This window comes from Streptomyces sp. NPDC005866, assembly GCF_040629895.1.
Taxonomy (GTDB): Bacteria; Actinomycetota; Actinomycetes; order Streptomycetales; family Streptomycetaceae; genus Streptomyces.
Genome location: NZ_JBEXWP010000035.1, coordinates 55,519 through 82,428, shown reverse-complemented (window position 1 = coordinate 82,428; position 26,910 = coordinate 55,519). Strand labels below are relative to the sequence as shown.

Below are 26,910 nucleotides of genomic sequence, written 5' to 3'. Positions count from 1 at the left end.
CGGGCCGCCGGGGCCGGCGCGCGTACGGGTCCCGGGGGCGGGCGCGCGGACGGCCGCACAACGGGTCTGCGGGGAACGGGATCCGGCGGTCAGCCGAAGAACACGCCGACCTCCTCGTACAGCTTCGGGTCGACGGTCTTGAGCTTGGCCGTGGCCTCCGCGATCGGCACCCGGACGATGTCGGTGCCGCGCAGCGCGACCATCTTGCCGAAGTCCCCGTCGCGGACGGCGTCGATGGCGTGCAGGCCGAAGCGGGTGGCCAGCCAGCGGTCGAATGCGCTGGGTGTGCCGCCGCGCTGGATGTGCCCGAGCACGGTGGTCCGGGCCTCCTTGCCGGTGCGCTTCTCGATCTCCTTGGCGAGCCACTCACCGACCCCGGACAGCCGCACGTGCCCGAAGGAGTCCAGCGACCCGTCCTTGAGGACCATCTCGCCGTCCTTCGGCATGGCGCCCTCGGCGACGACCACGATCGGGGCGTACGACGCCTTGAAGCGGGAGGTGACCCAGGCGCACACCTGGTCGACGTCGAAGCGCTGTTCCGGGATGAGGATGACGTTGGCGCCGCCGGCGAGGCCGGAGTGGAGGGCGATCCAGCCGGCGTGCCGGCCCATCACCTCGCAGACCAGGACCCGCATATGGGACTCGGCGGTGGTGTGCAGCCGGTCGATCGCCTCGGTGGCGATGCCCACGGCGGTGTCGAAGCCGAAGGTGTAGTCGGTGGCGGACAGGTCGTTGTCGATGGTCTTCGGTACGCCGACGACGGGCACGCCGTACTCGTCGGTGAGGCGCGCGGCCACGCCCAGGGTGTCCTCGCCGCCGATCGCGATGAGCGCCTCGACCTCCTGCTTGGCGAGGTTGTCCTTGATCCGGCGGACGCCGTCCTCCTGCTTCAGCGGGTTCGTCCGCGAGGAGCCGAGGATGGTGCCGCCGCGGGGCAAGATGCCGCGCACGGCGGGGATGCCGAGGCGGACGGTGTCGCCTTCGAGGGGTCCGCGCCAGCCGTCCCGGAAGCCGACGAAGTCATAGCCGTACTCCTGCACGCCCTTGCGGACGATGCCCCGGATGACGGCGTTGAGCCCGGGGCAGTCGCCGCCTCCGGTCAGTACTCCGACCCGCATGGAAATGTCCCTTCGCCGCGGTTGCCTGGTGGGGCTCACGCTAGTGGTGATCCAGGTCACACAGGGATGGGCGCGGAAGGGCAATTCCGGTGAATTGTCGAGCCGTTGGTTTACGTTCCGGGCGCGAAGATCAGATCAGTCGCCCTCCGGGCCGTCGTCGAGACCGCGCTCTATCGCGTATCGGACCAGCTCCACCCTGTTGTGCAGCTGGAGCTTGCCGAGGGTGTTCTGGACGTGGTTCTGGACCGTGCGGTGGGAGATGACCAGGCGCTCGGCGATCTGCTTGTAGCTCAGGCCCTTGGCGACCAGCCGCAGCACCTCGGTCTCGCGGTCGGTGAGCCGGGGCGCGTCGGGCCCGCCGGCGTCCGCGGCCGGCGCCGGCTCGGAGGCCAGCCGGCGGTACTCGCCGAGCACCAGACCGGCGAGGCCGGGCGTGAACACCGGATCGCCGACGGCGGTACGGCGGACCGCGTCCAGCAGCTCCTCGGTGGAGGCCGACTTCAGCAGGTAACCGGTCGCGCCGGACTTCACCGCCTCCAGGACGTCGGCGTGCTCCCCGCTCGCCGAGAGGACCAGGACACGCAACGCCGGGTTGTGGCCGACGAGTTCCTTGCAGACCTGGACGCCGGGCTTGGCGGGCAGGTTGAGGTCCAGGACGAGGACGTCGGGCGCGGCGGCCTTGGCGCGGCGCACCGCCTGCTCGCCGTCCCCGGCGGTGGCGACCACCTCGAAACCGGACTCGGTCAGGTCCCGGGCGACCGCGTCGCGCCACATGGGGTGGTCGTCGACCACCATGACCCTGATGCTCATCGCCGCTCCGCCTTCCCCAGGGAGACCTTCGGTACCTTCAGCTCTACTTCCGTGCCCTGCCCGGCAGTCGAGAACAACTCGGCGCTGCCGCCGAGGTCGCGCAGCCGCCCCCGGATCGACTGGGCCACCCCGAGCCGCCCCTCGCCCTCGGCCTGGGCGAGCCGGCCCTCCGGGATGCCGGGGCCGTCGTCCCGTACGGTCACCACGATCGCGTCGGGCTCGTCCTCGACCAGGATCCAGGCCCGCGCACCGGCCCCGGCGTGACTGCGCACATTGTCCAGGGCGGCACCGACGGCGGCGGCCAGCTCGCGAGCGGCAACCGGAGGCAGCTCCACCGGCGCACCGGGCTCGGCCAGGCTCACCCGCGCTCCGGCGTACGGCGCGAGCAGCGTGCGCAGGTCGACGGGACCGGTGTCGTCCGGCTCCTCGACGAGGCGTACGACCGCGCCCTCGGCCGCGTCCTCGGAGGCCCGGGAGGGCGGCACCAGGCCGCCGGAGACCAGGGTGCGCAGGGCCACCTCCTGCTCCCCCGCCATGCGCCCCAGTTCGGCCGCCTCGCCGCCGAGGACCGCGCCGCGTCGCTGCACCATCGCCAGCACCTGAAGCACGCTGTCGTGGATGTCCCGGGCGAGCCGCTCCCGTTCCCTGGTCGCCGCCTCGATCTCCAGGGCGCGGGCGAGGGTGCGCTCGGAGGCGCGGGCCACCTCGACGACGTACCCGATGGCGATGGAGGCGACCCAGACCAGGATCACGTTGTGGACGGTGTCGCGGGCCGGGTGGCCGCGCTCGATCAGGTTGGCGGCGGCGACCGGCGTGGAGGCGAACGCGGCCCAGCGCCAGCCGCCCTTGAGGGCGTAGGCGAGGACCGAGCCGGCGGTCCATATCGACGGCAGGGTCGGGCCGCCGCGGTCGATGTGGCCCTGGGTGACCACCCAGGGGGTCAGCACGATGCCGGTGAGCGCGATCGCGAGGTCGACGGCGAGGAAACGCTTGGTACAGGCCGCCGCGTTGTGGACGCGGGGCAGCGTCGCCAGGGTCCAGACGGTCAGGACGGCGTAGTAGGCGATGGCGACGCCCGAGCGGTCGTAGTCGTCGTAGGCGGAGGCGAACAGGCCGATCGCGTACAGCAGGGTCAGTACGCGGTAGCCGCTCAGCGCACGCCACAGGGGCAGCTCGACCGACATCCGTACGACGCGTTCCCGCTTGGTCATGTCCCCCCAGTCCCCGTTGCCGCCGGTCTAGGACTCGACGGCCTTCTTCTCGGCCTTCGCCGCCTCCTTCTCCGCCTTGGCGGCCTCCGCGATCTGCCGCTTGGCGGCGGTCGCGTAGATGTCGACGTACTCCTGGCCGGAGAGCTTCATGATCTGGTACATGACCTCGTCGGTCACCGCCCGCAGCACGAACCGGTCGTGCTCCATGCCCTGGTAACGGCTGAAGTCCAGCGGCTTGCCGATCCGGATGCCCGGGCGCATCAGCTTGGGCATCACCTGCCCCGGCGGCTGGATCTTCTCCGTGTCGATCATGGCGACCGGGATGACCGGGGCGCCGGTCGCGAGCGCCACGCGCGCGAGGCCACCGGGCTTGCCCCGGTAGAGGCGGCCGTCGGGCGAGCGGGTGCCCTCCGGGTAGATGCCGAACAACTCGCCGCGCTCCAGCACCTCTATGCCGCTCCTGACGGCCGCCTCACCGGCGCCGCGCCCACCGGAGCGGTCCACCGGGAGCTGGCCGACGCCCTTGAAGAAGGCAGCCGTGAGGCGGCCCTTCACGCCGGGCGTGGTGAAGTACTCGGCCTTCGCGATGAAGGTGACCTTGCGGTCCAGCACCGCGGGCAGGAAGAAAGAGTCCGAGAAAGAGAGGTGGTTACTCGCCAGGATCGCCGGGCCCACGGCCGGGACGTGCTGCAGGCCCTCCACCCAGGGCCTGAAGGCGACCTTCAGCGGTCCCCCGATAGCGACCTTCATCGCGCCGTACAACAACCGAGTGCCTCCTGTTTCCGTGGGTCAGACCTTAACCCGGAGCGCCGGGAATGGGTCCGGCGACCCTGGTCGGTGTCAGTGCCGTCGCGTACGGTGAAGCACATCCGAAGTCGTCGTTCGTGCCTCTCTCGGTTCCTGCCCCCTCTCATGAATTGGAGGCCGAAGTGCCGGTTCTCCCTGGAGCCGAGCCGTACCGCCATGACGGCGGGGAGGCCGGTGTCCTGCTCTGCCACGGTTTCACCGGCTCGCCCCAGTCGCTGCGCCGCTGGGCGGAGCACCACGCGGCACACGGCCTGACCGTGTCCCTGCCCCTGCTGCCCGGGCACGGCACCCGCTGGGAGGACATGCAGGTCACCGGCTGGCAGGACTGGTACGCGGAGGTGGACCGCGAGCTGCGCCTGCTGCGCGAACGCTGCGCCCAGGTGTTCGTGGCGGGCCTGTCCATGGGCGGCGCCCTGGCGCTGCGGCTGGCCGCGAAGAACGGGACGGGTGTGGACGGCGTGGTGATCGTCAACCCTGCGAACAAGGTGCACGGCCTGTCGGCGTACGCCCTTCCGGTGGCCCGGCATCTGGTGCGCACGACCAGGGGCATCGCCAGCGACATCGCCAAGCCGGGCGCCGCGGAGGTGGCGTACGACCGGGTGCCGCTGCATGCCGCGCACTCGCTGCGGAACTTCTTCCGCCGGGTGGACGGTGAACTTCCGCGGGTGACCCAGCCGCTGCTGCTTCTGCGCAGTAACCGCGACCATGTGGTTCCGGCGGTCGATTCGGCCCGGATCCTGAGCCGGGTGTCGTCCACGGACGTAACGGAGGTAGTGCTGGAACAGAGTTACCACGTGGCGACGTTGGACCACGATGCGGACCGGATCTTCGAGGAGAGCCTTGCCTTCATCGGCCGGCTCGCACCCAGTGTCGGCAAGGAAGGGACGGCCGCAGTTGGCTGAGCACGACTCCGACCGCGAGGACCGCGAGCCGGACGAGAAGGGTGTGCCCTTCGACGAGGCAGCCGCCTGGGCGGCGATCGTCGAGGGGTACGGCGCCGAGCCGCCGGACCCGCCGGGCGCGAAGCCCTACAAGCCGGTGGAGGACCTGGCGCTGCCGGCCATGGAAGAGGACGCCGCCGACGCGGGGGGGGCCCGAGGAACGGCGGCCCGTGCAACCCCTGGGCAGCTCCATCTCCTTCGCGCCCGGGGTCGGCCCGCGTGACTACACGGCGCCGGAGCCGTCCGAGGACGACTTCGACGAGGACGACGAGGGGCACTTCGTGCCGCCCGAGCCGCCGCCGCTGCCGGCCACCGACACGACCGCCAGGTTCGCCTGGCTGGGCGTGGTGGGCGGGCCGATCCTGCTGCTGGTCGCGGTGCTGCTCGGCTGGGACATGACCTGGTGGCTGGCGACGCTGGGGATCGGCGGTTTCCTCGGCGGTTTCGTCACGCTGGTGACGCGGATGAAGACGGACGACGACGAGGACGGCGACCCGGGACGCGGCGCCGTGGTCTGAGGCGCTCCGCTATGACGCCGGGATTCTGAGGGCGGCCAGGACCGGAAGGTGGTCCGTGGCCGCCCTCAGATCTGCGCCGGCGACGCCGGGCTGGTCCTCCGGCACGCCGCAGCCGAGCACCTCGATGCCCTTGGTCGCGAAGATCGCGTCGATGCGCTGATGGGGGTTGGTGGACCAGGAGGTGAACTCGCCGCCCCAGGGTGCGGTGGTCCGGCAGTCCTGGAGGGCGTCGGCCAGGCGGCGGAAGGTGCGGCCGTCGGGGCGGTCGTTGAGGTCGCCGCCGGCGACGGCGTGCTCCACGCCCATGCCGGCGACCCGGTCGAGGAGCATGCCGCCCTGCTCGTAGCGCTCGTCCTGCTGGAGGCTGAGGTGGAAGCTGGTGACGCCGAGGCGGGCGCCGCCGAACCGGACGACGGCGGTCGCGAAGCCGCGGCGGTGGAGGCCGGGAGTGAGGGGCAGGAGGACGTCCTCGGTGCGCTCCACGGTGGCGCGGAGGTCGCACAGGACGGCCGGGCCGGCCGCGGTCGCTCCGCCGGTGAGGATCACCAGGTCGGAGGCGGCGGCCAGGCGGGCGAGCTTCTTGCGCCAGCGGAAGAACCGGGGCGCCTCCTGGATGAGGACCAGGTCGGGGGCGCAGGCCCTGATGACACGGGCCAGGGCCTTGGTGTCGTCACGCATGGAGCGGATGTTGTAGCTGAGGACGCGGATGACGGCGGAACCGTCGGGCTCTGTGTGGGACTTGGGGAGCGGCGCCATGTGGATCAATCTACGCCCACTGGCCGGGGGCGCGAGGTGGTGGGCGACTGCCGGTGCGTTGCGGCTGGTCGCGCCCACGCGGCGGAGCCGTGTGTTTCCACCGCCCCGCGCCCCTGGGAAGTCCGGTTGCCGCTCCCTGAGGAGCGAACGGCGTTACATGATCGGGTCGGGCTCTCGGGCCAGGTCCGCCGCGCCCACCAGGCCCGCCTCGTTGCCCAGTTGGGCCGCGATGACATCCGCCACCGGGCGCCAGTTGCCGCCTACCAGCCAGCGCTTGTAGGACTTGCGGATCGGGTCGAGGACCAGTTCGCCCTCGTCGGAGAGGCCGCCGCCGACGATGAAGGCGGAGGGGTCGAAGAGGGAGGCCAGGTCGGCGAGGCCGGCGCCGGCCCAGCGGGCGAGCTCGCGGTAGGAGTCGACGGCGACCGGGTCGCCCTGGCGGGCGGCCATGGAGATGTGCTTGCCCTCGATGCCCTCGGGGGTGCCGTCACCGAGGCCGAGCAGGAGTTCGGCGTTCTCGGGGGTGGCGTTGGCGCGCTGCTTGGCGTAGCGGACGAGGGCGCGGCCGGAGGCGTACTGCTCCCAGCAGCCCTGCGAGCCGCAGCCGCACAGCAGCCCGTCCGGAACCATGCGGATGTGACCGAACTCCGCCGCCACACCGAAGTGCCCGCGGCGCAGCTTGTTGCCGATGATGATGCCGCCGCCGAGGCCGGTGCCGAGCGTGATGCAGATGACGTTGCGGTGGCCCTTGCCGGCGCCGAACCTGTACTCACCCCAGGCGGCGGCGTTGGCGTCGTTCTCCACCACCACGGGGAGGCCGACCCGGGTCTGGACCTTCTCCTTCAGCGGCTCCTGGCGCCAGTCGATGTTGGGCGCGAAGTAGACCGTGGAGCGCTGCCGGTTCACATAGCCGGCGGCGCCGATGCCCACGCCGACGATCTGGTGTCCGACGCGCGCACCCTCTACGGCGGAGGCAATGGCGTCCACGATGCCCTCGGGCGTGCCCGGGGTCGGCACCTTGTGGGTCGAAAGGATGTTGCCTTCCTCATCGACCACGCCGGCCGCGATCTTCGTGCCGCCGATGTCGACGCCGATGGTGAGTCCCATGAATCCCTCAGTTTCGGTCGAGCCCCGCTACGGCCAACCGTACCCGAGGGGGCTGTCAGTCGAGGTCGATGCGTTCGCCGGGGCCACCGGACTCGTCCCCGTCGGGCCGACCGGAGGTCCAGCGGGTCTCCTGGGTCTGGACCGCGGAGCGGTAGGCGGCGAGGAGTTCGCTGCCGGCGGCGGCCAGATGGTCGAAGACGTCCGGGTTGCGCTCTATGACGGGCTCGACGGCGTTCTTCGCCTGCTGCACGACCTGCCGGACCACCTGCTGGGCGGCGGGCCCGGCGACCGCCCCGAGAAGCGGGTTCTGGAGGCCGGAGAGCTTGTCGGCGACGGCGTCGACGAGTTTGCGCAGTTCCTCGGCGGCCGACCCCGGGGGCGGGCCGTACTGGGCGTGGCGGCGGGCCTTCTCCGCCTCCAGGTCCTCGGCACAGGCCGTGGCCCAGGCGTCGGCGTCCGTCGCCCGTACCTCGTCCGGTGCCTCGGAGGCGTCAGCTGTGGGGCGCTCTTCGCTCATGACCGACTCCTGACTACGGTTCGCCCTTACGACGTTACCCGAACGGGCGTGCCGGATTCACCGTCAGCGCGGCCACAGATCCGGGTCCGGCGCGAAGCGCAGCCGCAGCTCGCCGTCGCGCAGCGCGGCCCCGGCGACGGTGCAGCGGCGCAGGGCCGACGGCAGCGCGACGATCCGGCGGAAGCCACCGACGGTGATCACGACCTCGTCGCCGCGCCGGACGAGGTCCAGGCCGTCCCGTATCGCGCCGGGCAGCGGGATGTGCCAGACGAGGACGCCGTCCTCCTCGACGCGGTCGACGACGGGCCACTCGACCGGTGTGGGCGCCGTGTTGACGCCGGGCACGGCGAGCGCGGCGAGATCCTCGGTGCCGCGCGGGTCGTGCCCGAGGTGGGCCACGGCGGTGACGTCGAGCGTCTCTGCCCAGTCGGCGAGGGCCTTGCGCTGCTGGGCGACGAGGCCGTGCAGGGGGGTGGCCTCGGGCAGCACGCGGTTGGCGACCAGGGCCTCGGTGCGCAGGCCGCGCAGGGCGAGGCCGAGGCGGGCGGTACGGACGGCGTCGGCGCCGGCCGGGCCGGGTTCGGCGACCAGGCGTACGACGGTGTGGCGGTCGGCGAGGACGGCCTCCACGGCGGCGAGTTCGACGTCCCAGCGGGCGGCCGTCTCGTAGAGCCAGTCGGCGGGCATGGGGACGCCGGCGAGCCGGCCGAGGACGGGGCGCAGGGCGCGGGCCGCCTGCCGCTCGGGCGGGAGGAGGCGGCGCAGATAGCGGCGCAGTTCCTCGGGGAGGGCGAGCAGGTCGAGGGCGTGCGGGGCGGCCGGGAGGTCCACGACGAGCAGCTCGTACCGCTCGGAGAGGGCGGCGTCGCGCAGGGCGCGCAGGAAGGACAGCTCCTCGGCGCCGGGGAGGGGGGTGACCTCCTCGGCGTCCAGGCGGGAGGCGCCCAGGAGGTCGAGGACGTTCGCGGCGCGGGTCTGGAAGGCGGTGAGGTCCTCACGGAACCGGGCGGCCGCGTCGGGGCGCCAGGCGGTGAGGGCGGGGGTGACGTGCATGGGCTCCGGTCCTGTCGCCGTTCCCAGGGCCGCGCCGAGGGTGTCCGTGCGGTCGGCGCTGAGCACGAGGGTCGGGGTGCCCTCGCCCGCGGCGCGCAGGGCGGTCGCCGCGGCGACGGTCGTACGGCCGCTGCCGCCGGGGCCGGTGATCAGGATGGTGCGCATGGGGGTGAACCGTAACCGACTTCGCCCCGTTTTCAGGCACCCGGAGCCGCGGCTGGGGCGGGGGCCGCTTTCCGGCGCGGGGTGAGCCGGCGCAGGGTGAGTGGGTGGGCAGACTAGTGGTCCGACTCCACCCGCTTCTTCAGCCCCGCCAGTGCCCGGTCGATGATGACCTTCTCGGCCTTGCGCTTGATCATCCCGAGCATCGGGATCTTCACGTCCACCGTCAGCGAGTACGTGACCTCGGTCGCCCCGGCCCCCACCGGCTTCAGCAGGTAGGACCCGTCCAGCGACCGCAGCATCTGCGACTTCACCAGCGTCCAGGAGACCTCGTTGTCCCCGGTCCAGGTGTACCCGAGCGTCTGGTCGTCCTTGATCGCACCGGCGTCCATGACGAGACGGACCTGCTCGGCCCGGCCCCGCTCGTCGGTCTTCAGCACGTCCGCCTCCTTCACCTCACCGGTCCAGTCCGGGTACCGGGCAAAGTCGGCGATCACCGCCATGACGTCGCCCGGGGCCGCCTCGATCGTGATGCTCGAGCTGGTGTGTTCCGCCATCGCCGTGGCTCCTCCAGATGCGGGCCGGTGAGACCGGTACAAGCCGGTGAGACCGGTACAAGGGGTCGCCGTGCGCGAGCGTGCGCACGCGTGTGCAGCGTGAAGGCTACCGCGCTCCGACCAGCCGACTTCACCCCCGTCCGGGGGCCGTCGTCACCATTCCAGCGCCCAGGGCCGCCCGGTACCGGCGAAGTGCCCGACGTTCACGCACTCGGTGGCTCCGATCCGCATCCGCTTCACCAGCGGCTGGTGGACATGTCCGAAGAGCGAATAACGCGGCCTGGTGCGCCGGATGGCATGCAGCAGCGCCCGGCTGCCCCGTTCGAAACGGCGCGCCACCGTGTCGTACACCAGCTCCGGCACCTCCGGCGGAATGTGCGTGCACAGCACGTCGACCTCGCCGAGCGCCTCGATCTTCGCCGCGTACTCCTCGTCGGAGATCTCGTAGGGCGTGCGCATCGGAGTCCGCAGCCCGCCGCCCACGAATCCGAAGACCCGGCCCCCGATCTCCGCCCGCTCCCCGTCGAGGATCGTGGTGCCCGGTCCCGCGTACTCCGGCCAGAGCGACGGGATGTCGACATTGCCGTAGGTCGCGTACGTCGGTGCCGGGAACGCGGCGAACATCTCGGCGTACTGCTTGCGCACCGCCTTCTCGATCGCGGTCCCCCGGTCCATGCCGATCCCGCCCCACAGCCGGGCCCCCAGCTCCCGCGCCTCCTCGAAACGGCGGGCGGTACGGAGTTCGACGAGGCGGTCGGCGTTCTCGACGCCGAACAGGTCGGGGAAGATGCCGCGCGAGTGGTCGGCGTAGTCGAGGAAGAGGACCAGGTCGCCGAGGCAGATCAGGGCGTCGGCGCCATCGCCGGCTCTGGCCAGGTCGCGGGCGTTGCCGTGCACATCGCTGACCACGTGGACGCGGGTCCTTCGGGTGCCGGGGGGTGTGGCTGCCATGGTGATCAAGCGTAGGCCTGTGCGGCAAACGTGAACAGGCGATGGCCGGGCCTGCGGTTACTGGTCAGTCACTAAAGGCGTGGACTACCGTACGCGAAAGAACACCAACCTGTGTGACGCACCGAACATCTCGCCGGGACCCCCTGTCGAAGAAGCCATACCGGCGGGTAACGTCCGGGCAGTCCAGTCGTGCTCAGGATTTCAACCAACGGATCACGTGGCCCGTGGCGAAGCCCTGAGTACCTGCCCGAGCCTTGGACCACACCGTCGCATCGCACAACGTCGTGGCGCCGGCGCCCTATGAGGAGCAGCAGTCTTGCGCGAGTTCAGCCTTCCGGCTTTGTACGAGGTCCCCGCGGACGGCAATCTGACCGACATCGTCCGCAGAAACGCCGCGCAGCATCCGAACGTCGCCATCATGGCCCGCAAGGTCGGCGGGGTCTGGCAGGACGTGACCGCCACCACCTTCCTGGCCGAGGTGCACGCGGCCGCCAAGGGCCTCATCGCCTCCGGCATCCAGCCCGGCGACCGGGTCGGCCTGATGTCGCGTACCCGCTACGAGTGGACGCTCCTCGACTTCGCGATCTGGTGCGCCGGCGCGGTCACCGTGCCGGTGTACGAGACCAGCTCGCCGGAGCAGGTGCAGTGGATCCTCAGCGACTCCGGCGCGACCGCCTGCGTCGTCGAACTCGACAACCACGTGGCCGCCGTCGAGTCGGTGCGCGAGACGCTGCCGGCCCTCAAGCACATCTGGCAGATCGAGGCCGGCGGCCTGGAGGAGCTGGGCCGGCTCGGCCAGGGTGTCACGGACGCGACCGTCGAGGAGCGCAGCTCGCAGGCGAAGGCGGACGACCCGGCGACCATCGTCTACACCTCGGGCACGACGGGCCGCCCCAAGGGGTGCGTCCTCACCCACCGCAACTTCTTCGCCGAGTGCGGCAACATCGTGGAGCGCCTGCGCCCGCTGTTCCGCACGGGCGAGTGCAGTGTCCTCCTCTTCCTTCCGCTCGCGCACGTCTTCGGCCGGCTCGTCCAGGTCGCCCCGATGATGGCGCCGATCAAGCTGGGCTGCGTCCCGGACATCAAGAACCTCACCGACGAACTGGCCGCGTTCCGGCCGACGTTGGTCCTCGGCGTCCCGCGGGTCTTCGAGAAGGTCTACAACTCGGCGCGGGCCAAGGCGCAGGCGGACGGCAAGGGCAAGATCTTCGACAAGGCGGCGGACACCGCGATCGCGTACAGCAAGGCGCTGGACACGCCGTCGGGTGCGTCACTCGGCCTGAGGATCAAACACAAGACCTTCGACAAGCTCGTCTACAGCAAGCTGCGCGCGGTGCTCGGCGGCAGGGGCGAGTACGCCATCTCCGGCGGCGCCCCGCTTGGCGAGCGCCTGGGTCACTTCTTCCGCGGTATCGGCTTCACGGTCCTGGAGGGCTACGGCCTGACCGAGTCCTGTGCCGCGACCGCGTTCAACCCCTGGGACCGGCAGAAGATCGGCACGGTCGGCCAGCCGCTGCCCGGCTCGGTGATCCGCATCGCGGACGACGGTGAGGTGCTGCTGCACGGCGAGCACCTGTTCAAGGGCTACTGGAACAACGAGGCCGCGACCGCCGAGGCGCTGGCCGACGGCTGGTTCCACACCGGCGACATCGGCACCCTGGACGAGGACGGCTACCTCAGGATCACCGGCCGCAAGAAGGAGATCATCGTCACCGCGGGCGGCAAGAACGTCGCCCCGGCCGTGATCGAGGACCGGATCCGCGCGCACGCGCTGGTCGCGGAGTGCATGGTGGTGGGCGACGGGCGGCCGTTCGTGGGCGCGCTGGTCACCATCGACGAGGAGTTCCTGGGCCGCTGGGCGGCCGACCACGGCAAGCCGGCGGGTGCCACCGCGGCGTCGCTGCGTGACGACCTGGATCTGGTCGCGGCGATCCAGGACGCTGTCGACGACGGCAACGCCGCGGTGTCGAAGGCGGAATCGGTGCGGAAGTTCCGCATTCTGCCCTCCCAGTTCTCGGAGGATTCGGGCCACCTGACGCCGTCCCTGAAGCTCAAGCGCAATGTGGTGGCGAAGGACTACGCGGACGAGATCGAGGCCATCTACCAGAATTAGAGCGGCACTCGGTCACATGTCCTCGGCGAGGACCCGTTCCATCGTCCGCTCGGCGAGCGCGGTGATGGTCACGAACGGGTTCGCGCCGATGTTCCCGGGCACGAGTGAGCCGTCCTGACGTACAGCTTCGGATACCCCTTCACCCGGCCGTAGTCGTCGGTCGCCCTGCCCAGGACACAGCCGCCCAGCGGGTGGTAGCAGAAGTCGTCCGCGAACACCTCGCCGCCCGACCCGAACAGGTCGTACCGGTAGATCGTCGCGTTGGCCGAGTTGGTCCGGTCGAACAGCTTCTTGGCCATGGCGACCGAGACCGCACCCCCATCCCGATCATGAGGGTCCGCACACCGGCCTGCCCGAGCCGGAGCGCGGCCACGGCGCCGCCATAGCCCGAACCGACCACGGTCGCGGGCGCGTTGTCGACGGCGGCCGCCTCCTCGGCGGCCTGCGCCGACTGGAGCCCGACGCGGGTGAGACCGGCCGCGGCGGCGGTCTGGAGGGCGATCACGCCCACGATGTGACCCTGTCAGCTGACGGTGCATCAGTTTTACTGTCATGCGCGCAGCATGTGCGGATTTTCCGGTTCCGCCTAGAGCTGCGGCAGAGTTGGGCCCGGCCCTTTCAAACAGACTTCTCCCGAGTGACGGAACGGGTGACGGAGCGATGACGGAAGGGACACCGGAACCGATGGCGGAGGGCGAGCACCGCGAGATGAAGGAAGCCTGGCTGCGGGGTGTCGCCGCGAACCCGACCGCCCCGTCCGACGTGCTGCTCCGCCTGCTGGACCCGGCGGCGGAGGCGGCATGGGAAGTGCTGTGCGAGCAGCGCGGGCTGCCCGCGGAGATCGTGGACGCGGTGATCGCACACCCCGACCCGAAAGTCCGCTGGATGTTCGCCCGCAACCCGTACGCGAACCCCGCCGACCGCGGCCGACTGGCCACCGACCCCCACGCCAAGGTCCGCGTCAACGTGGCCGGAGGTCCCCGCCTGCGACAGCACCGGCGCCAGGGGCTTCCGGACGACGTCATCGCGACCCTGCTGACCGCGCGGGACGAGGACTTCGAGCCGGGTCAGCTCGCCTCGACGGCGGAGATCGCCCAGGAACTCGTGGCCTCCGGGCAGCTCCCGTCGTCCTTCCGGCACCGGGCCGTCCGCCACGAGAACCCGGTGGTGCGTGCCTACGGCGCGCACCACTGGCTCTGGCTCAGCCCCGCGCAGCGCGAGGCCCTCCTCGCCGATCCCGACCCCACCGTGCGCGAAGCCGCCCGCGAGAGCAGCCGGGAGCTGGACCCGGCGGCCATGGAGGCCGCACTGCCCGAACAGCACGGCTGGCGGCGCGGCCTCATGCTCGTCAATTACGCCGTCTCCCACGCCGTGGCCGAGAAGTGCCTCGCCGAGGGCCAGGACCTCCAGTGCCTGGCCCTCAACCCGCACACCCCCGCCGACGCCGTGGCTCGCCTCGCCCGCGACCCCGACCCCAAGGTCCGGGAACTGGTGGCCGCGAGGGCCGACCTCACCCCCGCCCTGCTGGCGGAGCTGTCCGAGGATCCGGTGTCCCGGGTGCGCGCCCGGGCTCTGCTCCAGCCGCTCCCCCGCACCTGGGGAGAGCGCGCCGCCATCGACCGGGTCATCGGCCGCACCGCCGAGGAGATCGGCCGGCTCCCCGAGATGCTCACCGAGCCCGACCCCGGCTGGTACACGGAGTGCGCCACCTCGGACGAGCCACTGCTGCGCCGCCTGGCCGCGACCCACCCCGGACTCCCCGAGGACCTGGTGCACCGCCTGGCCGCCGACCCCGACACCGAGACCCGTCACCTCCTGGCCCTCAACCACCCCCTGGCTCCCCCGGCGACGGTCCTGGAAGCTTTCATCGCCGCCCCACGCCAACGCCCGTACCTGCTCACACTCCCCCACCTCCCCCGCACGGGCCTGGCCCACCTGCTGACCCACGAGGACCCGGAGGTACGGGCCTTGGCGGCATCCGACCCGACGTCGGACCAGCCGCCGACCGCCCTGCTGACCGACCCCGACCCGAGGGTCCGCAGGGCGGCGGCGGCCAACCCACTGGTTCCACCGCACCTGGACGACCCGGACCTGGCGGAGGGCGCGGCGGCAAATCCAGCCCTCTCCGCCGAGCAGCTGCACAACATCCTCGACCGTTGCGTCTGACTCACAGCAACGTCTTGAGCCGCTCCGCAAGCAGATCCCACCGCCACCGCTCCTCAACCCACAACCGGCCCCGCTCCCCCATCCGTCGCCTCAACTCCGCGTCCCCCAGCAGCACGACGATCCGCTCGGCGACCTCCTCCACCGACCCGCCCCGCACCACCCACCCGGTCTCCCCGTCGAGCACGGCGTCGGGCGCTCCGCCGGAGTCCCCCGCCACCACAGGCAGCCCCGTAGCCGAGGCCTCCAGGTAGACGATCCCCAGCCCCTCCACGTCCAGCCCGCCCCGTCGCGTCCGGCAGGGCATCGCGAACACATCACCCGCGCCGTAGTGCGCGGGCAGTTCGGACCAGGGCACGGTTCCCGTGAACCGCACCGACGCCTCGACCCCCGTCTCCCGGGCCAGCCGCCGCAACTCCCTCTCGTAGGGCCCGCCGCCCACGATCAGCAGCACCGCGTCCGGCTCGGCGGCCAGGATCAGCGGCATCGCGAGGATCAGGGTGTCCTGCCCCTTGCGCGGCACCAGCCGCGACACGCACACGACCACCGGCCGGTCACTCAGCCCCAGCCGGGCCCGCACCTCGTCACCCCCGGAGCCTGGATGGAACGTCTTCTCGTCCACCCCCGGCGGCAGCTGCACCATCCGCCCGGCCGCGGCCGGGCTGAGCGCGGTGGCGATCCGCGAGCGCGTGTACTCGCCGAGGTAGGTGATCGTGTCGGTCGCCTCCCCGATCCGCCCGAGCAGCTGCCGGGCGGCGGGCAGCTGGGCCCAGCCGGCCTCGTGCCCGTGGGTGGTGGCGACCAGCCGCTGCGCCCCGGCGTTCCGCAGCGCCGGCGCCATCAGCCCGAGCGGAGCCGCCGCCCCGAACCACACGGACGTGCACCCGTGCTCCCGGAGCAGCCCGACCGCCGTCCGGGTCGCCCCGGGCGTGGGCAGCAGCATCGTCGTACGATCGCGTATGACGGTGAAGGGCTGCTCCGCGTCGAACGCGGCGGTGGCCTCGACGCCCTCCCGGCTCCGCTTCCACGTGGACGCGTAGACGACGAGCCGGTCGGGGTCCAGCCGCAGGGCCATGTTGTGCAGGAAGGCCTGGATGCCGCCCGGCCGGGGCGGGAAGTCATTGGTCACGATGAGGGTCTTGTGCATCGCGGCCGACCCTACCCGCACGGTGTGTTCGGCCGCGCTTCATGGCCGCCGCACAGGACGACGGGAGATCATGTGGCGCACTCCCAGGCAGGCCGACGGACAGGGGCTCAGGTGGACAGGACGGGCGAGAGGCGCGCCCTGGCGTTGCCGCTGGTCATCTGGGGTGCCACGCGGCTGATACTGCTGCTGTTCGTGCTGAGGGTGTTCGTGTTCCCGGGCGCGGACGTCACGACCGACGTGTCGGTGATCTACCAGGGGTGGTACGAGGTCCTCCGGCACGGAACGTTTCCCCTGGACGACGTCACCTGGCAGTACCCGCCCGCGGCCGCCCTGGCGATCCTCTCCCCCGGGCTGCTGCCCTTCCTGGACTACCCGACCGCCTTCTTCGTGCTGGTCTTCCTGACCGACCTTGCGGTCCTGTCCCTCCTCCTCCACACGGGCCTGCGCCCCGGCCGCAGCCTGCGCGGCGCCTGGGTCTGGGTGCTCGGTGTGCCGCTCCTCGGGCCGACCGTCTACTCCCGCTACGACCTGATGGTCACCGCGGTCGCCGTCGCCGCGCTGCTCGCCGGGGCCCGGCACCCCCGGCTGATGGGCGCGCTGGCCGGCTTGGGCGCGATGGTCAAGGTGTGGCCGGCGCTGCTGCTGGTGGGTGCCGTACGGCGGCGCGCCTGGGCGTCGGCGGCGGTCACGGTGGGCGTGGTCGGGGCGATGTTCGCGCTGGCCATGCCCGGCGCGTTCTCCTTCCTGACCTTCCAGCGGGACCGGGGCACCGAGGTGGAGTCCCTGGGCGCGCTGGTCCTGCACATCGCCCGGCACTACGGATGGCACGGCGAGGTGCTGCTCAACTACGGCTCGATCGAGTTCCTGGGCCCGCAGGTGAAGTCGGTGAGCGCGGCGGCCCTGGTGCTGACGGTGTGCGCCTTCGGCTGGCTGCTGCTGTGGCGCGTACGCGCGGCCCGCTTCCGGCCCCACACACTCGCGGACGCCGCCTTCACCGCCGTCCTGATGTTCACGGTCACCAGCCGGGTGATCAGCCCGCAGTACATGGTGTGGCTGGTGGGCCTGGCCGCCGTCTGCCTCTGCTTCCGGGCCGGCCGGATGACCCTGCCGGTGGTCCTGGTCCTGCTGGCGACCTTCATGACGGTCCTGGAGTTCCCGATCGGCTTCTCGCACGTCGTGGTGAGCGACTGGTACGGCATCACCCTGCTGGTCCTGCGCAACGGCCTGCTGGTCGCCGCGACGGTCACGGCGGCAAGGCAGCTGTGGCGCTCCACGGCGGCCAAGGCCCCGGCCGCCCCCCTGCCCCTTCACGCCGCCCGGGCGAAGGAGACCTCGGTCCCCTCCTGAGGCCGGCCAGCAGCAGCCCGGCTCAAGGAAGCGATCGAGCGGCTGGGTCAGTCGCCGAGTTGAGCCGTCAGATAGTCCCGCCAGCGTGCGGTGAAGTCCGTCAGGTTCGTGCCGAGTTCCTTGCGCAGCGCGTCCTCGACCGCGCCCGTACGGCCCTGATGGGCGCCGACGGCCCGGTAGAAGGCGCCGAGCCTCTCCTCGCCCCAGTGGCCGGCGATCATCCGGCAGGCCAGCCAGCCGCCCTCGTAGGCCTCGGCCAGCTTGGTGGGGTCGTCGGTGAAGCCGAAGTCCTTGTCCACCGGAAGGTTTTCGGGGGTGTCCCCGGCCTGCACGGCGCGGGCCAGTTCCGGCGCGGCCTCGGGGGGCGTACGGCCGGTGTCGAGATAGCCGATCCAGTCGGCGTACCCCTCCGACAGCCACAGAGGGGTGGCCGCCGTCGTGTGGGTGCGGGTGGCCACGTGGGTCGTCTCGTGGGTGAGGACGACCTGCTTGCCGACCGAGCCGAGGTCGGTGTAGGCCTCCGGGTTGAGGATGACCCGGTCCGCCGGGGCCTGGCCGGCGCCGCCCACCTCACCGGTGGTGACGGCGGCGATGCCCCGGTAGTTGGAGGCGGGGGCGCCCAGCAGGCCGGCCATGCCGTTCAGCGAGCCGGGTACGAGCAGGACCACTCGTCGGGTCCAGTCCGGGCCCCAGGCCTTCGAGACCTCGGGGACGGCGGTGTCCGCGAGGTCGGCGTAGTCCCGCAGTGTGGCCGTGGGCTGGCCGACGCCGAGAACCAGGCTGTGCGCGCCCCTGACGGCCGTCACCGCGCCCTGGTCCCAGAGCTGCTGCCCGGCCTTCTCGGCAGGCTTGTCGGCGGCGACGTACCAGTGGCCGTCGGCGGTGCGGCTGAGGGTCAGGGTGCGGTCGGTGGTGACCGGGGCCCTGTCGTACCCCTGGATGCGGTAGCGGAGCTGGGCGTCGGCGGTGGCCTCGGCGCCGTCCGGGTGCAGTGCGGTCAGCCGGTAGCTCCAGGCCGCGAGGGGTACGGCCCGCAGGTTCGCGTACGAGTTCCGGGTACCGGTCTCGGCGTACGCCCCCTCGTCATGGCCGAGGACGGCGGTCGCGCGCCGGTCCAGGACCTGCTGCACCTCCGCCATCGCCGACCCGGTCGCGGCCTGTCCACCGCCGCATCCCGTCAGCGGCAGGAGCAGCAGACACAACCCCACCGCCCCTGAGCGCCACGCCCGCCTGCCACCAGCCACTTTCCGATCGTACGGGTCGAAACCCGATAGTCAGGGCCGGGTGACCGAGGAGACGGGCATCATCCCGACCGGGTCGTAGCGGACCGGGGCGCCCGGGTAGGGGGCGTGGATGACCTGGCCGTGGCCGACGTACATCGCCACATGGCTGGCGTCTGAGCGGTAGACGACCAGGTCACCGGGTTGTGCCTGGGAGAGCGGGACCTGGTGGCCGGCGTAGCGCTGCTCCTGCGAGGTGCGTGGGAGGTGGACGCCGGCGTGTGCGTACGACCACTGCATCAGGCCCGAGCAGTCGAAGCCGGAGGGGCCGCTGGCGCCCCACACGTACGGCTTGCCGAGGGCGGCGCGGGCGGCGGCCACCGCGGCGGCGGCGCGGCCGTTCGGGGCGGTGACACCGTAGAGGTCGGGCAGGTCGGCGCGGGCGTCGCCCCGGGAGGCGTGCTCGAAGGCGGCGCGGTCGGCGGCGGGCATCGCGTTGATCAGTCGCCGGGCCGTGGCGAGCTTGTTCTCCACGGTGGCCTTGTGGGAGGCGACCGCCTCGCGGCTGCGGTCCAGCTCGGCGAGCCGGCCGGCGGCCTCGGCGCGTTCCTGGGCGAGTTCGCGCATCGCCGCCTTGAGTCCCTTGAGCTGCCGGGCCTGGCGGACGTCGATGCGGTCGAGGAGGGACGCCCGGTCGAGATAGTCCTCGGGGTCCTCGGAGAACAGCAGGGCGACGGTGGGGTCCATGCCGCCGGAGCGGTACTGGGCACCGGCGAGCGAACCGAGTGCCTCCTGCATGGTGTTGATGCGCTGCTGCTGCCGGGCGATGCGGTCCTGGGAGTCGCTCACCTCGCGGCGCAGCGCGCCGGCCCGCTCGTCGGCCTTGTTGTAGGCCTCGGTCGCCTCCTCGGCCTGCTGGTACAGCCGGTCCACCTCGGCGCGGGTGTCCCCCTGCGGGGCCGCGCTCGCGGGTACGGCACCGGCCGCGGCTGCCGCGGCCGACAGCACACAGAGGGCGGCACCGGCGCCCCGGTTGAACCCGGACGGTGCGAGACGGCGATGAAACCCCACGGCGGTCCTTCTGCTGGCGGACAGGTACCGCTTCCTCCGGCGCCGGGGACGGGGATGCCCGGGCGCCGGAGGAAACGCGCCAGACAGTAGCCGTGCGAGCACACCCCGGCCAAAGACCTCGCCGGGCACATAACGTGACGCCCCGCCGCTGACGCAGGTCACCGGCGGGGCGTGGAGTCATCTTCGGTTGTCGTGATTCGCCCGTTCGGGCGCCCCGTCCGGTTGATCTTGGGCCGCACGAGTGTCGCCGTAACCCGGTGGGGTCAGATCCGGACGCCGAACTCGAACGTCATGTTGCCGATCGACTCATAGCGCACCACGGCACCGGTGTGCGGGGCGTGCAGCACCTGGCCGTTGCCCGCGTAGAGGCCGACGTGGTGATAGTCGCCGTAGAAGATGACCAGGTCGCCGACCTTGAGGCCGCTCTGGCTGTAGATGCGGGTGCCGGCGTTGGCCTGCGCCTCGGAGGTGCGCGGGATGGTGACGCCGGCCTGGGCGTAGGCCCAGGAGGTCAGGCCCGAGCAGTCGAAGGAGGACGGGCCGGAGGCGCCGTAGACGTACGGCGAGCCCATCACGGACTGGGCGGCGGAGAAGGCGGCGGCGGCCCGGCCGGAGGCGGAGCCGGTGTTGCCGAGGTTCACGCGGGAGGAGGCACGGCTGGCGGCCTGGGCCTGCTCGGCGTCCAGGGCGGCCTTCTCCTTGGCCGTCAGGGTGTTGAGGAGCTTCTGCGCGTCGGCGAGCTTGGACTGGACGGCGCTCTTCTGCCTGGCCAGCTCGGTGCGGGTGGCGGAGAGGTCCTTGAGCTTGGCCGTCGCCTGCGCCCGCTCCTGGGCGAGTTCGCGCTGTTTGTCCTGAATCTTCTTCAGGGCCTCGACCTGCTGGCTGCTCAGCTGGTCGAGCGTGGAGGCCTTGTCGAGGTAGTCGTCCGGGTTGGACGAGAGGAAGAGCTGGACCGACGGGTCTATGCCGCCGGAGCGGTACTGCGCGGTGGCCAGCGAACCGAGGCTGTCCCGCAGCTTGTTGAGATCCTCCTGACCGCGGGCCACATTGTCCTGGATCGTGGAGATTTCCTTCTGCAGCTTCTGCTGCTTCTCCTTGGCCCCGTCCAGCCTCTCGGTGGCCTGCTCCGCCTCCTGGTAGAGCTTGTCGACCTTGGCCTTGACCTCATCCTTGCTCAGCTTCCCACTGGGCGCCGCATTGGCGGCATTGGCGCTGAGGACTACGGCAGCGGCGGCCGCGGTGGTCAGTACGGTCACGCGCGCACGGCTCGGCTGCTTGGGTCGACGATGGGACGCCACGGAGACGGGCTCCTTCTTTTGAGTGATCACCCGTGTGGAGGTTCGAGGCCAGACCCTAGTGACCCTACTGTGATCAGTTCAAATCCCAACAGCCAAAAATCTGGTCACGCAACGCACTCTTTGCACATAACTCACGTGCCGTGACGCTCGACTGACGCTACGTTGCGTGACGGTTCGGTCAATTCGGGCATTACGTATGTGCGTTGAACGTTCAGGACAGTCGCTTCAGAAGCATCGCAGAAGCCACCGGACGGGCACCCGCCTTCGCGACCCCGTCGGCGACCTCGCGGTCGGTCGAGGCGACGATCACCGGGCGGCCCGGCGGCTCGGCGCGCACCAGCTGGCGGATCAGTTCGTCCGCGGTGACACCGGGCTTGGAGAAGAGGACCCTGACCCCGCGCGGCGGCGCCAGCAGTACCGGCGCGGCCAGTTCGGCGCCGTCGAAGACACAGGTGACCTCGGCCCCGGTCTGCGCGGCGAGCTGGGAGAGCTGGCCGAGCAGCCGCAGCCGCTGCTTCTCCAGCGGCATCTGCGGATAACCGGTCTTGGTCACGTTGTAGCCGTCGACGACCAAGTGTGCCTGGGGCAGGGCGAGTAGCTGATTGAGAATGGCCGGATCGTTCTCGGAGAGCGCTCGGGCCGCGATGTCCTTCGGGGTCATTCGTCCCGGTTCGACCGCATCCACGGTCTCGGCGGGCCGCACCGACACCGGCGGCAGCGCCAGTTCGCGGCGCAGGCCCTGGGTCGCGTCGAGAACGGTGTCGAGCAGCAGCCGTACCCTCATGTCCTCGACGCTGCGCCCCTCGCGGGCGGCCCGGCGGCTGGCCTCCAGGGCGGCCTCGACCTCGCCGAGCCGGGCCTTGAGCCGCCGGCCCTCGCTCTCGGCGGCGGACACCTGGGCCTGCCCCTCGGAGCGCACGGCCTCCAGCTCGCCCTGCATCCTGCGCAGGGCGGCCTCACCGCGCTTGACGTCACTGAGGGCGGCGCGCAGCTTGCGGTGAAGCGATTCCGCCTCCCTCTTCGCCGTGTCCAGATCGGCGCGCAGCCGCTCCGCCTCGGAGCGGGTCTGCTCCCGGGCCCGGTCGAGCTCCTCGCGCAGCCGCTCCAGCTCAGCCCGGCTCTCCTCGTCGGCGCGCTCGGCGTCGGCCCGCTGGGCCTCCTCGCCGGCCGCCGTCACGAGCTTCACCCAGCCCGCGGGGCGCAGCACATAGGCAGCGGCCGCCACATCGAGCGGGTCCGCGGCCGGCGGCGGGGAACCGGAGTCGAGGGCGCCGGCGAGTTCCGGCTGAGCCTCTCTCAGTTTCTCCCCGATCCGCTGCCGGAAAAGGGTGTCCGTCTCCAGCGCGGCCGCCATGGCGTTCCCGGCGAACTTGGCCCGACGATTCGGGGCGAACCGGGCGTACTGTCGCAGTTGGGCGGGCAGTTCGGCGACCGTCAGCCCGCCGAAGCCGTCCGACACGATCTGTACGACCCGCCGTCGCACACCGTCGGGCAGCGGACGGTCAAGCACCTCAGCGGTGCCGTCGCCCGGCCCCCCGCCTGTGGTCTCCACCATCCGTCACACCCCATCACCTGTGCGGGGCCGCCTCCCGGTCTCAGGAGTCGGCGCCCGGCCTGTCCACGAGTTCCACCTGGTCCACCGCGTTGCACCAGCGGCAGCGCACCGACTCGATGGTCTCACTGACCACCTCGCGCTCCTCGACCTTGGGCTCACCGGCCAGGTCGAGGTGCACGTACTCCACGACCTTCGACGAGCGGGTCACGTCGAAGCGCGTGAGGTTGCCGCAGAGGGTGCAGCGCCACCGCGTCGTGGCGGTCGGCAGGGGAACCGTCATCGTGACTGTTCGCTTCCTTCTAGTGTCCGTGACGCGCCGTCCCGACGCGTGTGGCTCGTTACCCTAAGGCCTGGCGAGTACTCGACGCCGCCCCGTTCACGGCGGCGAGGCGATCTGTACCGGTGCATCCGGTTACGCCATGCTCTATGTCCATGATCGGCAACCGGAAGACGACGGCCACCCGGACCCCGCGGAGCCTGAGGGGCACCTCGGCGCCCATGACGTACACCCTGATCGCCGTGTGCTGCCTGATCTTCGTACTCGGCCCGGCGTCCGGCCTCACCCCGTCCTACGGCACGGGGGACGCCCTGGTGGCCGCGCAGCGCGCGTACTTCCGGCGCTGGGGGGTGGTCCCCGCCGACGTGTTCGACGGCCCGGCGCGGGAGGCGCTCACCCCGGCCACGGCGCTGTTCATCCACGGCAGCTGGGTGCACCTGCTCGGCAACATGCTCTTCCTCTTCGTCTTCGGGGCGATGACCGAGGAGCGGATGGGCCGCGTCGAGTTCACACTCTTCTACGTCGGCTGCGGCTATCTCGCACTGCTCGGCTACGCGGCCGCCAACGCCACGTCCCAGCAGTCGCTGGTGGGGGCGTCCGGGGCGATCTCGGCGGTCCTCGGAGCGTTCCTGTACCTGTTCCCCAGCGCCCGCGTGACCAGTCTTCTCCCCTTCCTCTTCTTCCTTCCCCTCCGCTTCCCGGCCTGGGTGGTCCTCCCCTTCTGGGCGGCCCTGCAGTGGCTGGCCCTGGACCAGGCCCCCTCCGGCCCCGGCGTGGCCTATCTCGCCCACCTGGTCGGCTTCGGCCTCGGCCTCGGCTACGCGTGGGTGCGGTACGGCCGTAGGACTAAAGTGAAGTCCGCCCCAGCTCCGGCACCCGAGGGAGAGAACCAGCCGTGATCACCGCGATCGTCCTCATCAAGACCAGCGTGGACCGGATCCCCGAGATCGCGGAACGGATCGCCGCGCTGGACAGCGTCAGCGAGGTCTTCTCCGTCACCGGTACGTACGACCTGATCGCCATGGTCCGGGTGAAGCAGCACGACGACCTGGCGGAGGTCATCCCCGGTTCCATCAGCAAGATCCCGGGCGTGGAGGCCACGGACACGCACGTCGCGTTCCGCACCTACTCGCAGCACGACCTGGAGGCGGCGTTCGCGATCGGCCTGGACAGCTAGGGACCTCTTCTCGAAGCGCCCTGTGGTGGAGCGCCCTGCCGGGGGCGCGGGGCTGTATTCGATGTGCGGCTCCGCCGCGTGGGCGCGACCAGCCAGGACGGACCCGCGGTGGACCACGACGCTTCGTGCCCGGCTGCGGGCCGGTGGGGGCCGACGCGGCGGTAGCCGCAAATTGATACAGCCCCGCGCCCCCAGGACGTTGCCCCTGAGGTCGGTCCGAATCACACCGCCGGGACGCAGCGGCCTTCCTCGGTGCGGTACGTCCACCTGGCGCCGTCGGCGACCAGTTCCTTCACCGCGTTGACGAACCGCTCCACGTGCTCCTCCGGGGTCCCGGCTCCGAAGCTCACCCGGATCGCGTTCAGGGACTTCTCGCCCGGCGCCGCCTCGGGTGCCCCGCACTCGCCCTGGGTCTGCGGATCCGAGCCGAGCAGGGTCCTGACCAGGGGGTGGGCACAGAAGAGGCCGTCACGGACGCCGATGCCGTACTCGGCGGAGAGGGCCGCGGCGAAGTGTGAGCTGTTCCAGCCCTCGACGACGAACGAGATCACGCCGACCCGCGGGGCGTCGTCGCCGAAGAGGGAGAGGATCCGCACCTGAGGGACCTCGGCCAGAGCCGACCGCACCTTCTCGATCAGGTACTGCTCGCGGGCGACCAGGGTGTCGAAGCCCGCCTCGGTCAGCGCCTTGCAGGCGGAGGCGATCGAGTAGGCGCCGATCACGTTGGGCGACCCGGCCTCGTGGCGCGCGGCGCTCTCGTGCCACTCCACGGCCACTCCCCCGTCCTCGCGCCGGGTGACCTTGCGGCTGGCGCCGCCGCCCGCGAGGTACGGCTCGGCCGCCAGGAGCCAGTCGGCGCGGCCGGCGAGGACGCCGGAGCCGAAGGGGGCGTACAGCTTGTGGCCGGAGAAGGCGATCCAGTCGACGTCCAGGTCGCGGACGCTCACCGGGTGGTGCGGGGCCAACTGGGCCGCGTCCAGGACCATCCGGGCGCCGTGCGCGTGGGCCGCCGCGGCCAGCTCCCGCACCGGCCACAGCTCGCCGGTGACGTTCGAGGCGCCGGTGACGCAGACCAGGGCCGGGCCGTACGGGTCGCGCTCGGCGAGGGCGCGCTCCAGGGTCTCGACGGCCTGCCGCGGGCTGCGCGGGGCGTTGAGGTAGGTGACCCTCGTGTCCTGCCAGGGCAGCAGGGAGGCGTGGTGCTCGGTCTCGAAGACGAAGACCTGGCAGTCGGCGGGCAGCGCCCGGGCCAGCAGGTTCAGGGAGTCCGTGGTCGAGCGGGTGAAGACCAGCTGGTCGTCGGGGCGGCAGTCGAGGAACTCGGCGACCGTCCCGCGGGCGTTCTCGAAGAGGTCCGTGGAGAGCTGGGAGAGGTAGCCGGCGCCGCGGTGGACGCTGCCGTAGTAGGGCGCGTACGCCGCCACGTCGTCCCAGACCCGCTGCAGCGCGGGGGCGCTGGCCGCGTAGTCGAGGGCGGCGTAGGTGACCTCGCCGCCGGTGACGAGCGGGACGGTGACATCCCGGCCCAGAACGGGCAGCGGGGCACAAACCGACTGGACGGGGGCAGCGGTGGAGACGGACATGGCGGAACTCCCGTGAGAGGAAAGAAGAAAGTGAAAGTGGGTGTGCGGAGGCGGGGCTCGACGCCCTAGCGCATTCGCTTGCTCACGGGAGACTCCCTCGATGACCAGGATCCCTGGTGTCCGAGGGATCCGCGCTTGCCGTGGACCTCGCTGCCTACGGCCTGGTCTTCACCCGGGGCACCCCGCCACGGACGGAGGGTTGCCGGACAGTCGGCCGGGGCCTCATGACTGTCACTCATGACCTGGCAAGAAACGTAGATGAAGTGATCGCCGACGCGCAACTTCAGTCCGGATGACGGGACGAATGCCGGCGCCGGCGCCACGTTCTCTTTTCGCTCTGCCCCTACTTGTTCGTCGCCGCCGCCCAGCGCTCCAGCACCCGCTTGGCCGCGCCCGAGTCGATCGACTCCGCCGCCTGGTCCATGCCGGCGCGGATCTGCTCGGCCAGCGTTCCCGGGCCCGGGTCCAAAGCCACCAGCGCCGCCGCCGAGTTCAGCAGGACCGCGTCGCGGACCGGGCCCTTCTCACCGTCCAGGAGCCGGCGCGCGACCTCCGCGTTGTACGACGGGTCACCGCCGCGCAGCGCCTCCACCGGGACCAGTTCGATGCCGACGTTTCTCGGGTCGAACGTCTCCTCCGTGACCTTGCCGTCGCGGACGACCCAGACGTGGGACGTGGAGGTGGTGGTCAGTTCGTCGAGGCCGTCGTCGCCGCGGAAGACCAGGGAGGAGTTGCCGCGTTCCGCGAACACGCCCGCGACCACCGGTGCCATGCGCGGGTCCGCGACACCGACCGCCTGGGCCCGGACCTGCGCGGGGTTGGTCAGCGGGCCGAGGATGTTGAACACCGTGCGGATGCCCAGCTGTCCGCGCGCCGCGCCCGCATGACGCAGCGCCGGGTGGAACTTGACGGCGAAGCAGAAGGTGATGCCGGCCTCCTCGGCGACCTCGGCGACCCGCTGCGGGGTCAGGTCGAGGTTGACGCCGAGCTTCTCCAGCACGTCAGAGGCACCGGACGCGGAGGACGCGGCCCGGTTGCCGTGCTTGACGACCTTCGCCCCGGTGCCGGCCACCACCAGCGCCGACATCGTGGAGATGTTCACCGTCTTGGCGCCGTCACCGCCGGTGCCGACGATGTCGACCGTGCGGCCCGGTACCTCGATGACGTTGGCGTGCTCGTACATCGTGCGGACGAGACCGTTGATCTCCTGGACCGTCTCGCCCTTCGCCCGCAGGGCGACGACGAAGCCGGCGATCTGGGCGTCGGTCGCCTGGCCGCGCATGATCTGGTCCATCGCCCAGGCCGTCGCGTCCGCGCTCTGGTCCTGCCCGTACAGCAGCGCGTTCATCACCTCGGGCCAGGAACGGCCCGCCGCGGTGTCGCCTCCAGCGGGGGTCACAGCGCTCATAAGGCCGCTCCTGATCGTCGTACCGGGCGCAAAGCAGTGTCAG

24 protein-coding genes, 2 pseudogenes and 1 riboswitch are annotated in these 26,910 nt (G+C 71.6%); of the genes and pseudogenes, 7 read left to right on the top strand and 19 right to left on the bottom strand.

Annotation, left to right across the window (positions count from 1 at the left end; translation table 11 throughout):
• Positions 1 to 89: 89 nt before the first annotated feature.
• The 4 genes from ABZ396_RS36690 to ABZ396_RS36675 all read right to left on the bottom strand — a co-directional run bounded on the left by ABZ396_RS36690 (position 90) and on the right by ABZ396_RS36675 (position 3,901).
• Positions 90 to 1,118: a 6-phosphofructokinase gene (locus ABZ396_RS36690; RefSeq protein ID WP_358921149.1), complete on the bottom strand. Its 1,029-nt coding sequence runs from the start codon at positions 1,116 to 1,118 to the stop codon at positions 90 to 92.
• A gap of 135 nt (positions 1,119 to 1,253) precedes the next feature.
• Complete coding sequence (locus ABZ396_RS36685) at positions 1,254 to 1,928, bottom strand: response regulator transcription factor (RefSeq protein ID WP_358921147.1); 675 nt, start codon at positions 1,926 to 1,928, stop codon at positions 1,254 to 1,256.
• Positions 1,925 to 3,139 (bottom strand): DUF5931 domain-containing protein, encoded by a 1,215-nt coding sequence (locus tag ABZ396_RS36680; RefSeq protein ID WP_358921145.1) that lies wholly within the window; start codon positions 3,137 to 3,139, stop codon positions 1,925 to 1,927. The genes ABZ396_RS36685 and ABZ396_RS36680 overlap by 4 nt, the downstream gene beginning before the upstream one ends.
• Positions 3,140 to 3,166: 27 nt before the next feature.
• Entirely contained in the window at positions 3,167 to 3,901 is a 735-nt protein-coding gene (locus ABZ396_RS36675) for a lysophospholipid acyltransferase family protein (protein ID WP_358921143.1), read from the bottom strand.
• Between the two features lie 167 nt (positions 3,902 to 4,068).
• Here ABZ396_RS36675 and ABZ396_RS36670 point away from each other — a divergent pair, with 167 nt between their 5' ends.
• Together ABZ396_RS36670 and ABZ396_RS36665 are read left to right on the top strand one after the other, a co-directional pair.
• Positions 4,069 to 4,848 carry an alpha/beta fold hydrolase gene (locus ABZ396_RS36670; RefSeq protein WP_358921141.1) on the top strand — a complete coding sequence of 260 codons (780 nt, stop codon included), beginning with the start codon at positions 4,069 to 4,071 and terminating at the stop codon, positions 4,846 to 4,848.
• Positions 4,841 to 5,405: pseudogene (locus ABZ396_RS36665) on the top strand (hypothetical protein). Before ABZ396_RS36670 ends, ABZ396_RS36665 begins: the two are co-directional and overlap by 8 nt.
• Positions 5,406 to 5,414: 9 nt before the next feature.
• Here the strand turns inward: ABZ396_RS36665 and ABZ396_RS36660 are convergent.
• From ABZ396_RS36660 to ABZ396_RS36635, 6 genes are all read right to left on the bottom strand, one after another.
• Complete coding sequence (locus ABZ396_RS36660) at positions 5,415 to 6,161, bottom strand: endonuclease/exonuclease/phosphatase family protein (protein ID WP_358921138.1); 747 nt, start codon at positions 6,159 to 6,161, stop codon at positions 5,415 to 5,417.
• A 153-nt stretch (positions 6,162 to 6,314) separates the two neighbouring features.
• Positions 6,315 to 7,268 (bottom strand): ROK family glucokinase, encoded by a 954-nt coding sequence (locus ABZ396_RS36655; RefSeq protein WP_358921136.1) that lies wholly within the window; start codon positions 7,266 to 7,268, stop codon positions 6,315 to 6,317.
• 55 nt (positions 7,269 to 7,323) lie between these two features.
• Complete coding sequence (locus tag ABZ396_RS36650) at positions 7,324 to 7,785, bottom strand: DUF5304 domain-containing protein (protein WP_358921134.1); 462 nt, start codon at positions 7,783 to 7,785, stop codon at positions 7,324 to 7,326.
• A gap of 63 nt (positions 7,786 to 7,848) precedes the next feature.
• Positions 7,849 to 9,003, bottom strand: coding sequence for an ArsA-related P-loop ATPase (locus ABZ396_RS36645; RefSeq protein WP_358921132.1), 1,155 nt, complete (start codon positions 9,001 to 9,003; stop codon positions 7,849 to 7,851).
• 113 nt (positions 9,004 to 9,116) lie between these two features.
• A complete protein-coding gene (locus ABZ396_RS36640) occupies positions 9,117 to 9,557 on the bottom strand; it encodes an SRPBCC family protein (protein ID WP_358921130.1) in 441 nt (146 codons plus the stop codon).
• A gap of 153 nt (positions 9,558 to 9,710) precedes the next feature.
• Positions 9,711 to 10,466 (bottom strand): metallophosphoesterase, encoded by a 756-nt coding sequence (locus ABZ396_RS36635; protein WP_358921201.1) that lies wholly within the window; start codon positions 10,464 to 10,466, stop codon positions 9,711 to 9,713.
• 358 nt (positions 10,467 to 10,824) lie between these two features.
• Between ABZ396_RS36635 and ABZ396_RS36630 the strand changes: the two genes are divergently transcribed.
• Complete coding sequence (locus ABZ396_RS36630; RefSeq protein ID WP_358921129.1) at positions 10,825 to 12,621, top strand: AMP-dependent synthetase/ligase; 1,797 nt, start codon at positions 10,825 to 10,827, stop codon at positions 12,619 to 12,621.
• Positions 12,622 to 12,633: 12 nt separating this feature from the next.
• Here the strand turns inward: ABZ396_RS36630 and ABZ396_RS36625 are convergent.
• Positions 12,634 to 12,935 (bottom strand): annotated as a pseudogene (locus ABZ396_RS36625) (GMC oxidoreductase); the annotation flags it as partial.
• Positions 12,936 to 13,281: 346 nt separating this feature from the next.
• Between ABZ396_RS36625 and ABZ396_RS36620 the strand changes: the two are divergent.
• Entirely contained in the window at positions 13,282 to 14,787 is a 1,506-nt protein-coding gene (locus ABZ396_RS36620; protein WP_358921127.1) for a hypothetical protein, read from the top strand.
• Between the two features lies 1 nt (position 14,788).
• Here the strand turns inward: ABZ396_RS36620 and ABZ396_RS36615 are convergent, their stop codons facing one another.
• Complete coding sequence (locus ABZ396_RS36615) at positions 14,789 to 15,931, bottom strand: glycosyltransferase family 4 protein (RefSeq protein ID WP_358921125.1); 1,143 nt, start codon at positions 15,929 to 15,931, stop codon at positions 14,789 to 14,791.
• A 111-nt stretch (positions 15,932 to 16,042) separates the two neighbouring features.
• On the opposite strand from ABZ396_RS36615, the gene ABZ396_RS36610 reads away from it, so the two are divergent.
• Positions 16,043 to 17,278: a glycosyltransferase family 87 protein gene (locus ABZ396_RS36610; protein ID WP_358921123.1), complete on the top strand. Its 1,236-nt coding sequence runs from the start codon at positions 16,043 to 16,045 to the stop codon at positions 17,276 to 17,278.
• A 47-nt stretch (positions 17,279 to 17,325) separates the two neighbouring features.
• On the opposite strand, the gene ABZ396_RS36605 is transcribed toward ABZ396_RS36610, so the two are convergent.
• From ABZ396_RS36605 to ABZ396_RS36585, 5 genes are all read right to left on the bottom strand, one after another.
• Positions 17,326 to 18,522 (bottom strand): hypothetical protein, encoded by a 1,197-nt coding sequence (locus ABZ396_RS36605; RefSeq protein WP_358921121.1) that lies wholly within the window; start codon positions 18,520 to 18,522, stop codon positions 17,326 to 17,328.
• A 30-nt stretch (positions 18,523 to 18,552) separates the two neighbouring features.
• The gene (locus ABZ396_RS36600) at positions 18,553 to 19,569 is read right to left on the bottom strand and encodes an NlpC/P60 family protein (RefSeq protein WP_358921119.1); all 1,017 of its coding nucleotides are present in this window, start codon (positions 19,567 to 19,569) and stop codon (positions 18,553 to 18,555) included.
• Between the two features lie 263 nt (positions 19,570 to 19,832).
• Positions 19,833 to 20,867 carry an NlpC/P60 family protein gene (locus ABZ396_RS36595; RefSeq protein ID WP_358921117.1) on the bottom strand — a complete coding sequence of 345 codons (1,035 nt, stop codon included), beginning with the start codon at positions 20,865 to 20,867 and terminating at the stop codon, positions 19,833 to 19,835.
• Between the two features lie 211 nt (positions 20,868 to 21,078).
• On the bottom strand, positions 21,079 to 22,422 hold the full coding sequence (locus ABZ396_RS36590; protein ID WP_358921116.1) for an NYN domain-containing protein: 1,344 nt from the start codon (positions 22,420 to 22,422) through the stop codon (positions 21,079 to 21,081).
• 40 nt (positions 22,423 to 22,462) lie between these two features.
• On the bottom strand, positions 22,463 to 22,702 hold the full coding sequence (locus tag ABZ396_RS36585; RefSeq protein ID WP_009309707.1) for a hypothetical protein: 240 nt from the start codon (positions 22,700 to 22,702) through the stop codon (positions 22,463 to 22,465).
• A gap of 218 nt (positions 22,703 to 22,920) precedes the next feature.
• Here ABZ396_RS36585 and ABZ396_RS36580 point away from each other — a divergent pair, with 218 nt between their 5' ends.
• Positions 22,921 to 23,598: a rhomboid family intramembrane serine protease gene (locus ABZ396_RS36580; RefSeq protein WP_358921199.1), complete on the top strand. Its 678-nt coding sequence runs from the start codon at positions 22,921 to 22,923 to the stop codon at positions 23,596 to 23,598.
• Entirely contained in the window at positions 23,595 to 23,876 is a 282-nt protein-coding gene (locus ABZ396_RS36575) for an Lrp/AsnC ligand binding domain-containing protein (protein WP_358921113.1), read from the top strand. The genes ABZ396_RS36580 and ABZ396_RS36575 overlap by 4 nt, the downstream gene beginning before the upstream one ends.
• A 221-nt stretch (positions 23,877 to 24,097) precedes the next feature.
• Here ABZ396_RS36575 and ABZ396_RS36570 read toward each other — a convergent pair whose 3' ends face one another.
• Together ABZ396_RS36570 and trpD are read right to left on the bottom strand one after the other, a co-directional pair.
• Complete coding sequence (locus tag ABZ396_RS36570) at positions 24,098 to 25,459, bottom strand: aminotransferase class V-fold PLP-dependent enzyme (RefSeq protein WP_358921111.1); 1,362 nt, start codon at positions 25,457 to 25,459, stop codon at positions 24,098 to 24,100.
• Positions 25,460 to 25,585: 126 nt separating this feature from the next.
• A riboswitch (SAM riboswitch) is annotated at positions 25,586 to 25,702 on the bottom strand.
• 100 nt (positions 25,703 to 25,802) lie between these two features.
• Entirely contained in the window at positions 25,803 to 26,867 is a 1,065-nt protein-coding gene (gene trpD / locus ABZ396_RS36565; protein ID WP_358921109.1) for an anthranilate phosphoribosyltransferase, read from the bottom strand.
• Positions 26,868 to 26,910 lie beyond the last annotated feature (43 nt).